This window comes from Nitrosomonas oligotropha (genome assembly GCF_900106555.1).
Lineage (GTDB): Bacteria > Pseudomonadota > Gammaproteobacteria > Burkholderiales > Nitrosomonadaceae > Nitrosomonas > Nitrosomonas oligotropha_A.
Window position 1 is genome coordinate 194,425 of the sequence record NZ_FNOE01000001.1, and the last position, 13,628, is coordinate 208,052.

Genomic DNA, 13,628 nt, shown 5'->3' on the forward strand with positions numbered 1-13,628 from the left:
ACATAAACTGACAACGTGTCGCAAAAATGCAAAAATTAAACCATGACCCGTTGGCGTTCGGATCAGCCTTATAACGATCTCCCTCTTTTACCTCCCGCAACCGAGCTTGAAACGCGCACGGTACTCAAGCAATGCATCGCCGCCCGGGCCGCCCTGGCAGAACTCAAGCAAGCTGCCGAACTCATTCCCAATCAGGGCGTTCTGATCAATACCCTGCCGCTGCTTGAAGCCCAAGCCAGCTCGGAAATCGAGAACATTGTTACCACCACAGACCGGCTGTTTCAGTTTCAAAACGCGAACGAGTACGCCGACCCGGCCACGCGCGAAGCCCTGCGCTACAGCAGCGCTTTGCTCGAAGGGTTCCAAACATTGCAACAGCACCCGCTGAACACCCGCACTGCGGAACAAGTATGTACACGCATCAAGGGCACGGACATGCAAATGCGGCGGGTACCCGGAACAGCACTCGCCAATCAAGCGACCGGCGAAGTGATCTATACGCCGCCCGCCGGGGAAGAACTACTGCGCATCCAATTAGCCAACTGGGAGCGTTACTTGCACGAAGCGCGCGATGTCGACCCGCTGATTCGCATGGCAGCCGGGCATTACCAATTCGAGGCGATTCACCCGTTCACCGACGGCAATGGCCGCACCGGGCGCGTGCTGAATAGCCTGTTTCTGATCCAGGAAGACTTGCTGACGCTGCCGATTTTGTATCTGAGCCGCTACATCATTAAAAACAAAGCCGAGTATTACCGCCTCCTGCTCGATGTCACGCGCAATCAGGCATGGGAACCCTGGATTGTCTACTTGCTGCAAGGCATCGAAGACACGGCCCGCTGGACCACCGCCAAGATCGCCGCAATCCGCAGCCTGTCAGGATTAACGATTGAGCATGTGAAACAATCGGCACCGAAAATCTACAGCCGCGAACTGGTCGATCTGATTTTCGATCTACCTTACTGCCGGATTCAAAATCTGGTCGAAAAAAACATCGCCGGACGTCAAGCCGCCTCGCGCTATCTTAAGCAACTGGTCGAAATCGGCGTGCTGGAGGAAAGAACCGTGGGACGGGAAAAGCTGTTTATTCACCCGAAACTGATGCAATTACTAACACGAGATAGCAATATCATCTTCCCTTATTCAGCGTGAAGAACATTCCATGTCAGCACTGAAAAAACTACTCGACGACTATCGTCTTGCCGCCGCCACCGAGCGCGAAAAAGGCACTTATTTTGAAGAATTGATCCTGTGTTACCTGCGCCACGAAGCCACCTACCGCGATCTGTACATTAATGTTTGGATGTATCGCGACTGGGCAAAATTACAGGGACTGGATGGACATGATACCGGTATTGATCTGGTGGCCAAAACCAGCACCGGCGAATATCACGCCATTCAATGCAAGCTCTACGACGAAGATTACCGCTTACAAAAAAGCGACATCGATAGTTTTTTCACCGCCTCGGGCAAAAAAACCTTCACGCACCGCATCATTGTCAGCACGACCAACCGCTGGAGCGAACACGCTGAAGACGCCTTGCGTGACCAGCAACCGCCGGTCAGCAAAATAGACCTGCACGATCTGGAAAATAGCCAGATTGATTGGGGTCGATACCAGCCCAAAGCAGCTCCGGTGTTAAAAACCAGAAAGCAGTTACGCGACCATCAAAAATATGCGTTGGATGCTGTTGCGCGTGGCTTGGCAGACACAGACCGCGGCAAACTCATCATGGCCTGCGGCACTGGCAAGACTTTCACAGCGCAGAAAATCGCCGAGGAATTGGCCGGTAAAAACGGGCGCGTGCTTTTCTTGGTGCCTAGTCTAAATCTGCTGTCGCAAACCCTGACCGAGTGGACGCAGGAAAGCGATACCCCGCTGCACAGCTTCGCCGTGTGTTCCGACAGCGATGTCGGCAAGAAACGCAAAAAGGATGACGACACGGTGCAAACTTTCAAGCACGAGCTGCGTTATCCTGCCACCACCGAACCGGCAAGGTTAGCGACTGAAATGAGCAAGCGCCACGATGCGCAGCACATGAGCGTGGTGTTTAGCACCTATCATTCCATAGACGTGATCAGCCGCGCCCAGCATGACTTTGATCTGGCTGATTTTGACCTGATCATCTGCGACGAAGCGCACCGCACCACCGGCGCTACTTTCGATAGCGAGGATGAAAGCGCCTTTGTGCGCGTGCATGATAATGCCTATATCCGCTCCGCCAAGCGGCTTTACATGACCGCCACGCCACGCATTTATGGCGAGGTGGCAAAAGCCAGCGCGGAAAAAGACAAGGTTGCGCTGTGCTCAATGGATGATGAAGCGCTCTATGGCAGGGAGCTTTATGTCATTACCTTCTCGGAAGCCGTCAAGCGCAATCTGCTGGTGGACTATAAAGTGATCGTGCTGGCGGTGGAAGAATCGCACATCAACCGCCGCATCCAGAATCTGCTGAAAGACCCGGATAACCAGCTCAAGGTGGATGATGCCGCCAAGATCATCGGCTGCTGGAAAGCGCTATCCAAACAGGGTTTGGCCGATGATCTGATTGGCGATGGGCAAGCCATGCAACGCGCCGTGGCTTTCTGTCAGGTGATCGAATTGGCCAAAGGCGGCAAGACGAACAAAGTCAGCTCCAAGCAAATTGCGGGCATGTTCCAAGCGGTAGTGCAAGCCTATCAGGAAACTGAGGAATTCGAGCAGGTTGCGCGTCTTAATTGCGAAGCCGAACATGTGGATGGCAGCATGAATGCCAGTGAGAAAGAAACTAAACTGGATTGGCTCAAAGCTGAAATTCCGGATAACACCTGCCGCATCCTTTCCAATGTGCGTTGTCTGTCCGAAGGCGTGGACGTGCCCGCTTTGGATGCCGTGCTGTTCCTGACGCCGCGCAATTCCCAAGTCGACGTGGTGCAATCGGTCGGGCGCGTGATGCGTAACGCGCCGGGCAAGAAGCGCGGCTATGTCATCCTGCCGGTGGTGATCCCGGCGGGTGTCGAGCCGCACGAAGCGCTGAACGACAACCAGACCTACTAAGTCGTATGGCAAGTGCTGCAAGCGCTGCGTTCGCACGATGACCGCTTCGATGCGATGATCAACAAACTCGACCTGATCGGGCGCGACACCAGCAAAATGGAAGTCATCGCCATCACCGACAAGATCCAGAAAAAACAGCCCAAAACCCCAGGCAAAACCAAGGACCAGACCGGCCAAGGGCGCTACACGCTGGGTCAGCCTGAAGCGGCTTACCGCAAACCAGAGCAAACCAAATTGGAATTCGAAATCGGTGAAATCGAGCGCGCGCTCTACGCCAAGTTGGTGCAAAAGGTCGGTAACCGCCACCACTGGGAAGAGTGGGCCAACGACATCGCCAAGATAGCCCGCACGCATATCGACCGCATCACCGGCATCCTGGAAAACCCGGTCAACACCCGTGAACGTGAAGCTTTCGCCGCCTTTGCCGAGGAACTTCGCGACGACCTGAACAACAGCATCCGCGATGGTGAAATCATCGAAATGCTGGCGCAGCACCTCATCACCAAACCGGTATTCGACGCGCTGTTCAAGGACTACAGCTTCGCCCGCCACAACCCGATGAGCATCGCCATGCAAGCCGTGCTGGACGTGCTGCACGAACACCACATCGACAAGGAAGCCGACACGCTCCAAGCCATGTACGACAGCGTGAAATTACGAGCTGAAGGTATCGACAGCGCAAAGACCACACCGGAAGCCAAGACTCAGGCCAAGCAGAAACTCGTGGTCGAACTATACGACAAGTTTTTCCGCAATGCCTTTCCGCGCATGACCGAGCGTCTCGGCATCGTTTACACACCGGTGGAAGTAGTCGATTTCATCATCCACAGCGTGCAGCATATTCTGCAAACGGAATTCGGCCAAACGTTGGGCAGCAAGGGGGTGCACATCCTCGATCCGTTTACCGGCACCGGCACGTTCATCACTCGCCTGCTGCAAAGCGGGCTGATTACCCGCGACGAACTGCCGCACAAATACCGCCACGAAATCCACGCCAACGAAATCGTATTGCTGGCCTACTACATCGCTGCGATCAACATCGAAGCGGTATACCACGGCATCATGAACACCCCGCAGCATCTTCCACCCCGTCATTCCGGGCTTGACCCGGAATCCAGTCATGCAAACGACGGCGCGCAAAGCGCACCACTGGATACCCGCCTGCGTGGGTATGACGAAACTACGGCTGGCAACGTCCCTTACCAGCCGTTCGAGGGCATTTGCTTGACCGATACCTTCCAGATGTACGAAAAGGACGATCTGGTGGACGCGCTGCTGGTCGACAACAGCGCCCGCCGCAAACGGCAGAAGAAACTGGATATTCGGGTGATTATGGGGAATCCGCCGTATTCTGCCGGGCAGGAAAGCGCCAACGACAACAACCAGAACCTCGCCTATACGAATCTGGATAAACGCATCTGGATAAACGCATCCGCGACACCTACGCCGCACGTTCCACAGCTACCAACAAAAATGCGCTGTACGACAGCTATATCCGCGCCATCCGCTGGGCGTCGGATCGCATCGGCAATACCGGCGTGATCGGTTTTGTCACCAACGCCGGCTGGCTCGACGCCAACACCGCCGACGGGCTGCGGCAATGTCTGGCCGAGGAGTTTTCCAGTATTCATATGTTTCACCTGCGAGGCAACGCCCGCACCAGTGGCGAACAACGACGCAAGGAAAAGGACAACGTGTTCGGCAGCGGCAGCCGCGCGCCGATTGCCATTTCGCTATTGGTCAAAAATCCCAACGCGCAGCCGCATGGCCGGATTCATTTCCACGACATCGGCGACTACCTCAGCCGCGGCGACAAGCTGGAAAAAATCGCCGCATTCGGCTCCATTGCAGGTATCAATGCAGCCCATGCGTGGCAAATCATCATCCCCGATGTGCATGGCGACTGGCTGCGCCAGCGTGACGGCAGTTTTAGTGAATTTATCGCACTGGGTGACAAAAAAGACAATAATCCTAAGCTATTCGAGAATTTCTCAATGGGCGTTGTTACTGCCCGCGATGCGTGGTGTTACAACGCCAGTAAAACCGTCGTGACCAGCAACATGAAACGCATGATCGATTTCTACAATCACGAAGTAGCGCGATTTGACATCGTTCACCCAGCGCTGGACAAGAAATCGCGCGAAGTGTTGGTGAACAACTTTATCAATACCGATCCATCGCAAATCAGTTGGACACGAGCGCTCAAGAAGGAACTTACCAAGGATCGTCACTTCACGTTTAAACCGGAAGAGCTAACACTCAGCCTGTACCGGCCTTTCACCAAGCAGTGGCTGTATTTCAATCGCACATTTAACGAAATGGTCTATCAAATGCCACGCATTTTTCCAGATGCGGCTGCGGAGAATTTGTTGATTATGGTTAAGCAACGATGGAGCGGCGATGGCCAACTGGCTTTGATGGTAAATCGTGTGCCAGAATTGCAAATTGATGGCGGTGCCCAATGCTTTCCGCTCTACCTCTACGATCCCGTCGTTCCCGCGCAGGCGGGAACCCAGACCACGCTGGATTTTATCGAAGAAAAACCGCTGGATTCCCGCCTGCGCGGGAATGACGATGAAAGGCTCGGGAATGATAAAAGGCACGAGAATGACGGTGATGGATTTAGGAATGACGGCGAGGGGCACGGGAACGGCGACAAGGAGTTGAGGAATGACGGCAATGAACGGAAGAATGGTGGGTACGTGCGCCGCGATGCCATCACCGCTGAAGGGCTGGCGTATTTTCAGCAGGCGTATCCACATGAAACGATCGGCAAGGAGGATATTTTCTATTACGTCTATGGCCTGCTGCACTCAAAGGATTATCGCAGTCGCTATGCCGACAATTTGAGCAAGGAATTGCCGCGCATGCCGTGCGTGAAAACCGTTGCTAATTTTTGGGCGTTTTCCAAAGCCGGACGGGCGCTGGCCGAGTTGCACCTGAACTATGAAACTGTGCCGATGTACCCGAGCGCCACGGTGCTAGGTGCCGGCGATGCCAGGTCGCTGGATTCCCGCCTGCGCGGGAATGACGGATATGGGGACGGAAATGATAGGTATACGAACGGAAATGACGGATCTATGTGCGGGAGTGGCGAACAGGAGAGTTTTTGGCGTGTGGAGAAGATGAAAGTACCGAAAACCGATGGCAAGAAAGACCTGACCCGGCTGATCTACAACGCGCACATCAGCGTCAGCGGCATTCCGCCAGAAGCCTACGACGACGTGGTCAACGGCAAAGCGGCACTGGACTGGGTGATCGAACGCCAGCGCGTGAAAACCGACAAGGATAGCGGCATTATCAACGACGCCAACGACTGGGCCATCGAAACGATGGGTAATCCGCGCTATCCGCTGGAATTATTTCTGCGTGTGGTGACGGTGAACCTGGAAACGATGAAGATCGTCAACAACTTGCCAGCGCTGGAAATCGCCAGCGATTGAGGCACCACTTTTCTCTCCGTCATTCCCGCGCAGGCGGGAATCCAGTCGGGGAGCGCGGTGGTTGTTCTGGATCCCCGCCTGCGCGGGGATGACGGGTAAATGAGCGGGGATGACGAGGTATTTGTGCGGAGATGACGGATTGTAGAGGTGTGAGGGGATGATGAAATGTTGCAGTAGAAGGACGGGGGGGTTAAGGAAATTCTGAATAACTGTCATTTCGAGCGTAGCGAGAAATCTATGGCGTTGATTCACAAAGATTCCTCACTTTATTCGGAATGACAAACATGAGTTATTCAAAGTTTCCTTAAGGTTCCGTCTCTCCATTTATTTCCGGCCAGAGGTCCCGCCACTGCGGATTGGTTTCTTCAATCAGTTTCAATTTCCAGGCGCGGTTCCATTTTTTCAATGCCTTTTCCCGGGCAATGGCGCTTTCCATCGTAGCGTGCTGTTCATACCAGACCAGGGTTTTAACCCGATATTTTTTGGTAAAACCTTCCGCCAAGCCTTCGCGATGCTGCCAAATGCGCTGTATCAGGTTGGATGTCACGCCAATGTAGAGCGTCCCGTTTCTTTGACTGGCCAGTAAATACACCGCCGGAGCCATCATGCCGCTTTTTCTCCGGCATTCCCTGCCCTCTCGTCATTCTCGCGAAAGCGGGAATCCCGTTTTTGATGTTGCTTTTTTTGCATCGTCGATTCCCGATGAATTTACGTCGCCACAATCACCCTTACAGCATCGAGCCGCAAATTGCTGGATTTCAGCGCGCCGGTCAGTTGTTGCAATTGTTGTTCAAAGAACTGGATTTCCTCGTCGCGTACGTTCGGGTTGACTTGTTGCAGCGCTTTGAGGCGTTCGATTTCCGGGACGAAGGTCTGACGGATGCGCGTTTCGGCGGCGGCAATGAGTTGCGGGGCTTGCGCGCTGGCTTGTTGTTCGCTGGCGGTTAATAGCTCGCGGATGGGGTCTTCTTTCAGTTGGATCACTTGCTTGGCGATGCCGGTGGCGACCGGTTGCAGGTGTTGATTGATCGAGTCGTGATTCAGGAACGGGTAGTCGCTGCTGCCGTGTTCGTCGAGCACAATGCGGATTACGGCGGGCGGTAGGTAGCGGTTGCTTTGCTGCACGTTGTGTCCGCTGGCTTCGAGCACAAACAGGGTTTCCAGCAGCAAGGTGCCGGGTTGTACTTGTTTGTGTTTCATCATGGCCACCACGGCGTTGCCGTTTTCGTGGCTCAGAATCCGTTCCATGGCGTGAGTGACCATCGGGTGTTCCCACGTCAGGAAGTGCATGTCCTCGTTGGCCAGTGCCACTTCGCGCGCGTAGGTGATGACCGAGCCTTCGTCCTGCAAGCCGGGAAACGGCATGCTCATGTGTTCGCTCGGTTCGATCAGAAAGCTGCCGCTGCGGTGGTCTTCGATATGCACGCCGCAGCAATCGAATACCGTTTCCATGTATTGCGGCAGCAGCGGGTCGTTATCCTGCGCGCGTGCGGCATGCGTGAGCTGTTCCGCTGCGAGCGGCCGGAACGAGTTGTATTCCAGTAGCTTGTCGCGCCCGCGGTCGAGCGCTTCGTTCAATTCCCGGTGCGCCGTTTGCGTGACGCCGATCAATCCGGCCAATGCTTCGGCCTGAGTCTGGCGCTGATGTAGCGCAGCGATGAGCTGTTCTTCGACTTTGACAAACACCGTTTGACCGGCCGGGCAGGTTTTCTCGAATGCATTCAAGCCTTCGTGGTACCAATGGAACATCACCGCCAGCGCGCTGTTTTCCAGATAGGGTACATGGATTTGAATGGTGTCGGTCTGGCCGATGCGATCCAGGCGGCCAATGCGCTGCTCGAGCAGATCGGGATTGAGCGGCAGATCGAATAGGACCAGATGATGCGCAAACTGGAAATTGCGCCCTTCGCTGCCGATTTCCGAGCAGATCAGCACTTGCCCGCCGGTTTCCTTGTCGGCAAAGAATGCTGCGGCGCGGTCGCGCTCGATCAGACTCATGCTTTCGTGGAATACCGGAATGAATTGCCCGGTGGTTTCTTTCAGCGCTTGCGCCAGATCGCGCGCGGTTTGCGCATTGGCAGCGATGACCAGCACCTTTTCCGGTTTCACCCGCTTGAGCGTTGCGATCAGCCAATTCACGCGCGGGTCGATTTCGCTCCAGTACGGCTGATCGTCTTCGCATCGCACCTGGTAGATGAGTTCCGGGCATAGCAGCAATTGCGGCTTGGACAGTGGCGTGGTTTCAAACGTTACCAGGAATGGCAGGTATTCCGCCGGTACCGGGAGCGGACTGGCGACCAGCTGGCGCGCGGGAAACCCTTTGACCGCCGCGCGGGTGTTGCGGAACAGAATGCGCCCGGTGCCATGCCGGTCGAGCAATGATTCCGCGAGTTTATTCCGGGCTTGCTGGTCTTGCAGTTCCGCCAGTAGTGCTTGGGCTTGGGCCGGGTCAAGCGTGTCCGCGATCAATTGGCGGGTGTCTCCGGTCAAATCTTTCCCTTCGAGCAATGCTTCGACGGCACAGGCGATGGGTTCGTACGATTGTTCTTCGGTGACAAATCCGGAAAAACTGTTGAAGCGGTGCGGGTCGAGCAGGCGCAGGCGGGCGTAGTGGCTGGCTTTACCCAATTGTTCCGGTGTTGCGGTCAGTAACAGCACGCCCGGAGTGCGTGCCGCCAACTGCTCGATCATGGTGTATTGCGGGCTGGCGGTTTGTGGTGACCAGTGTAAATGATGCGCTTCGTCGACCACTAGCAAATCCCAGCGGCCTTCCAGCGCTTGTTCAAACCGTTTTGGATGCTGTCGCAGAAAATGTAGGCTGCACAGCACCAGTTGCTCGCTGTGAAAAGGATTCTCGTCTTGCTGATCTTTTTCGACTTCCTCGTCCTCGTCTTCATCTTCATCGCTTGCTTCCAGCGACAAACAGCGCTCTTCGTCAAAAATGCTGAATTGCAAATTAAAACGCCGCAGCATTTCTACCAGCCATTGATGGATCAAGGTTTCCGGAACCACGATGAGCACGCGCTTGGCGCGCTCGGTGAGTAATTGCTGGTGCAAAATCAGACCAGCTTCGATGGTTTTTCCCAGCCCCACTTCGTCCGCCAGCAGCACGCGCGGCGCAAAACGGCGGCCCACTTCACGGGCAATATAGAGTTGGTGCGGAATCAAACTGGTGCGCGTGCCCACCAGTCCATACAGCGGGGCGATTGCCAGCTGGTTGCGGATCAGCAGTGTTTGATAGCGGATGCGAAACCATTTGTCCTGGTCGAATTGGCCGGTGAATAGGCGTTCGGACGGACGGTTTAATTGTACCTGCGGTGCTAGCCGGTCTTCCGCCAGCTCAATCCGGTTGCCGTCTGCGCGGGTGCCGGTATAAACAATCAATCCATTGCGTTCGATCACGCCGGTGACTTTGATGACGGCGCCATCCTGAGCGCTGATGGTATCGCCCGGTTTAAAGATTACCCGCGTTAGCGGCGCCGATTGCTTGGCGTATGAACGGGTTTCACCGGTTGCTTTAAACAAAATGGTGACGATCCGGTGTTCGACGGTTTGCACCGTGCCTAATCCCAGTTGCAGATCGACATCGCAGATCCAACACTGGCCTGGTTTAAAATCTTGCATGTGTTACTTTGTGAGTGGTCGAAAAGGAGCAGTATAGTAATAGAATGCGAAGAAAAAGTTACTATTTCTTGTGTCTGCTGATATTCAATGCAGAAAATCGAAAAGAAGAGCCGGATTTTTGTTATCCGCGAATACAATCTAGCGATCGGGGGAAAAATTAGCCGGTTAATTTCCTAAGATTAGGAAGTTAACCGGCTATTTGGAACACAAACTAGGTGTTAACTGCTTAGTACCACATAGTGTGTCTTAGAAGTTCAGGAACAAACTGGCTACCAAGTTATGCATCATTTGGTCAGGACGAGCGCTGTGCGGTCTGTTAATGAATTGATTCATATAGCCCAATTCAACGGTCGCAATTGGGTTGACTTTGTAACCCAATCCAACGAATGCCCGGTTTTGATCGTAACCTTGAGAAATAAAACCAGGATTATTATCAATATTCGTCAAGCCGATAAACAATTCACTTTGAACGATAAAACTAAGATTCGGATCTACCGACGGCATTGGAACTGCAAGTTTAACCAGTTGGCGGAATCGATGACCTACATCATTTGGACCGGGCATGGGAGAATGATGGTCAAAGAATCGTTGCTCAAGACGGCTGCGCGCCGATAATCTACCGAATGAAAAATTATCCGCCCAGGTTACTTGTTGCCAGATACGATGCTCATTAAATGGATGCCCTGTCTTTAATGCTAATGGTTCAGCTGTCGGCGCCCAAGCGTAACCGACCCACGCCACAATTTTGTCGGTTATCGCATAACCTACACCAGGACGAACCAACGATTGCGAAAATTGAGAAGCATCATTACCAAACCGGCCCTGTCCTTCCATCCACCATCTGAATTTTTTCAATTCGGGGTTTTGTGGGTTTACGAAACCGAAATTACCCTGTGAGAAAATACCTCCCCAAACTTCAAAATCTTCTACCGTAGCGTCAGCAGCAGCCGGATTGTTCAGCGACAAGCCAAATGCAGTCAACAAAATAGCAGTACTTATCTTTTTAAACATGCAATCTCCCTATTAATGCAATGTGATTTTACTAAACTGTTGGTTAATGTTTTGTTACCAATACAAAAAAACTCTACTGCATGCAACTGCTTCAATTATATTGATGATAGCGGGTTGCTAACTTCATTTTTTTAGCGCAACACTTGATTTTTTTGTAGAAAAAGAATTTTTGTCGTTCTTTTACTACAGTGCTGCGCACAGTAGCATAGTAAATGTTAAGAAATTGTTAAGAATCACACTTAACGTAAATGATGCTATTGTCATTGATTGTTATTAAAATTGAATAGCCTAAATTAATAATAATTCAGAGCTGCTGCGCACAATAACATGGGAAATGTCAAGAAATTGTTAAGAATTACACTTAACGCCAACAATGCTATTGAAACGGAGATTTTAATCAGTTTGGCAGCTTCGGTAAATATGTGTTATCTCATTGATTGTGTTTGATTTGTAAGTAATGCTGAATGCTCTTATTAACGCCCGATGACCCCGGGATGCCGGGAAACTGTCTTAAAACATTTGTTTGGCAAGCTGTTATGATACTGGGTGTGGTTGGTCTTCTAAAGCGCGGAGCTGATAAATTTTATAAGCAACCAAGTAGGGATCGGGATTACTCCCGGTATTTTTATTGAAGTAAATAAATTGGAGTCAGGGAATGAAAAAATTAAATTTTGCATTAACGATATCGGCGCTATTCATTTTAGCCGGCTGTGGCGCAAGCAAAGACTATGCTCCGCCAGCAGATGCATCCGGAGAAACAATTTTTAGCTCCGCTTGTACAGAATGCCATAAGCCTTTAAGCGCTAATGTGGCAATGGTATTAAGCGAAAAAGTGGCTAATAAGGATGCAATTATCAAGAAATTTCAATCGGGCAGTATGAGAATGCCGGCATTTAAGAATATTCAGGGTGAATCTGCCGACCGTTTGGCTGAATATATTTTAACGAATAGCCAAGTCAAATAATTCCACATTACCTGGGAATCCAGCGATTCTCAGGTAAAATTCAAATGGGTATCGAGCGGTTTACGTTGCTGCACAGCGCGCAGATACTTATCAAAAACTGCGCAAATACTGTTCATCAATAATTGTCCCTTGGGTGTCACTGTAATTTCCTGATCATTTAGCGTGACCAAGCCAGCTTGTTCATAAACCGTGAGTTCTGCCAATTCCTTAGCAAAATAATTTTTGAATTCAATGGGAAAATATGCTTCCACCGACTCAAATGAAAGCACGGAATGACAAATAAGTGCTTGCATGACAGAGCGCCGGATTAAATCGTCGGGACTTAATTCGATACCGCGTCTGATCGGCAGAATATTGTGTTCCAGTTTGCTGTAATACTGCAGCAGATCGCAATCATTTTGGCTTAAAGCCGGGCCAATGCTTCCGATTCCCGAAACTCCCAATGCGACGCGATAGCTGTCAGGATAGATCGAATAACCTTGCAAACCGTAGTAAAGCCGGCCTTGGCGTTGTGCAGTGATCAGTTGATCATCGTGTTTAGCAAACAGGTTCATGCCGATGTGCAGGTATCCTGCTGCCGTTAAACGGGCAATAGCAAGCAACAGCATTTCCAATCCGGTTTCTATATCAGGCAAATCTTCCGGATTTATATTTTGTTGCGGTTTAAATTTTTCTGGCAGGTGCTGGAAATTTAATAAGTTAATTTGATCCGGGTCGGCCGTTATGATTTTTCCCAGCGTGTATTCAAACTTTTTTACAGTTTGCTTGGGTAACCCATAAATCAATTCCGTTCTTATGGTTTTAAAGCCGGCTTGTTGAGCGTCATGGATAGCAAGCAGCGTGGCATTTTCTGTCTGAACGCGATGGACGGATTGTTGCACATGATCATCGAAATCCTGAACACCGATAATCGCGCAATTAAAACCTATTTCTTTCAAAGCCTGCATGGATAGGTCAGGCATTTGCCGCGAATCGATTTCGATTGAGAATTCACCGTCTTTTATCAGGTTAAAATTTTGTTGGATTTCTTTTAAGATATTGCTTAACTGAACATCATTTAGCAGTGTCGGTGTGCCCCCTCCGAAATATAGCTGCTCTAGCTTCGGGTCTTCTCTGAAAAACTGCGCTTGTAGTCTTATTTCACGTGATAAGTAATCGAGATAGGTCGATATGCTGTCGTTTTTGTCGGCGATGATCTGATTAAATTGACAGTAAAAACATAAAGAACGGCAAAATGGGATATGCACATATAATGAGATTGGCCGACGGAAGTGCCCTGATTTGCAATTGTTCAACCATCTGGAATAGGTGCGCGCATCAAATGTTTCGGCAAAGTAATCCGTCTCCGGGTACAAGCGATAATCAGCATTGTAAACACCGAACCTCCGAATGAGTTCGGAGCTGATTTGAAGCAAATCAGTAGATGAATCGGAAAATCTTAGTGGATGCACTGGGAATCTCATTTTGTGAAGAATGTTACCCAAAGAAATCTGCATTGATATGCCATCATTTACTGGTTTTCATAACCAAATGTGTAGTGCTGAATGCG

At 51.4% G+C, this 13,628-nt stretch carries 9 protein-coding genes; 5 read left to right on the forward strand and 4 right to left on the reverse strand.

Going from position 1 to position 13,628, the window contains the following annotated elements; all coding sequences use genetic code 11:
* Nucleotides 1-42: 42 nt before the first annotated feature.
* The 4 genes from fic to BLU57_RS15960 all read left to right on the forward strand — a co-directional run bounded on the left by fic (nt 43) and on the right by BLU57_RS15960 (nt 6,480).
* Entirely contained in the window at nt 43-1,152 is a 1,110-nt protein-coding gene (fic, locus tag BLU57_RS00960; RefSeq protein ID WP_090315086.1) for a protein adenylyltransferase Fic, read from the forward strand.
* A gap of 10 nt (nt 1,153-1,162) precedes the next feature.
* Nucleotides 1,163-3,037, forward strand: coding sequence for a restriction endonuclease (locus BLU57_RS16175; protein ID WP_218131611.1), 1,875 nt, complete (start codon nt 1,163-1,165; stop codon nt 3,035-3,037).
* Between the two features lie 12 nt (nt 3,038-3,049).
* Entirely contained in the window at nt 3,050-4,579 is a 1,530-nt protein-coding gene (locus BLU57_RS16180; RefSeq protein ID WP_218131612.1) for a hypothetical protein, read from the forward strand.
* Nucleotides 4,580-4,668: 89 nt separating this feature from the next.
* Nucleotides 4,669-6,480 carry a type ISP restriction/modification enzyme gene (locus BLU57_RS15960; RefSeq protein ID WP_218131613.1) on the forward strand — a complete coding sequence of 604 codons (1,812 nt, stop codon included), beginning with the start codon at nt 4,669-4,671 and terminating at the stop codon, nt 6,478-6,480.
* Between the two features lie 304 nt (nt 6,481-6,784).
* On the opposite strand, the gene BLU57_RS00975 is transcribed toward BLU57_RS15960, so the two are convergent.
* The 3 genes from BLU57_RS00975 to BLU57_RS00985 all read right to left on the reverse strand — a co-directional run bounded on the left by BLU57_RS00975 (nt 6,785) and on the right by BLU57_RS00985 (nt 11,115).
* Entirely contained in the window at nt 6,785-7,084 is a 300-nt protein-coding gene (locus tag BLU57_RS00975) for a GIY-YIG nuclease family protein (protein WP_090315283.1), read from the reverse strand.
* A gap of 104 nt (nt 7,085-7,188) precedes the next feature.
* The gene (rapA, locus tag BLU57_RS00980) at nt 7,189-10,104 is read right to left on the reverse strand and encodes an RNA polymerase-associated protein RapA (RefSeq protein WP_090315088.1); all 2,916 of its coding nucleotides are present in this window, start codon (nt 10,102-10,104) and stop codon (nt 7,189-7,191) included.
* Nucleotides 10,105-10,350: 246 nt separating this feature from the next.
* The gene (locus BLU57_RS00985) at nt 10,351-11,115 is read right to left on the reverse strand and encodes a DUF2490 domain-containing protein (RefSeq protein ID WP_090315090.1); all 765 of its coding nucleotides are present in this window, start codon (nt 11,113-11,115) and stop codon (nt 10,351-10,353) included.
* Nucleotides 11,116-11,770: 655 nt separating this feature from the next.
* Between BLU57_RS00985 and BLU57_RS00990 the strand changes: the two genes are divergently transcribed.
* Nucleotides 11,771-12,079: a c-type cytochrome gene (locus BLU57_RS00990; protein ID WP_090315091.1), complete on the forward strand. Its 309-nt coding sequence runs from the start codon at nt 11,771-11,773 to the stop codon at nt 12,077-12,079.
* A 29-nt stretch (nt 12,080-12,108) separates the two neighbouring features.
* On the opposite strand, the gene hemN is transcribed toward BLU57_RS00990, so the two are convergent.
* Nucleotides 12,109-13,575 (reverse strand): oxygen-independent coproporphyrinogen III oxidase, encoded by a 1,467-nt coding sequence (gene hemN / locus BLU57_RS00995; RefSeq protein ID WP_371113135.1) that lies wholly within the window; start codon nt 13,573-13,575, stop codon nt 12,109-12,111.
* Nucleotides 13,576-13,628 lie beyond the last annotated feature (53 nt).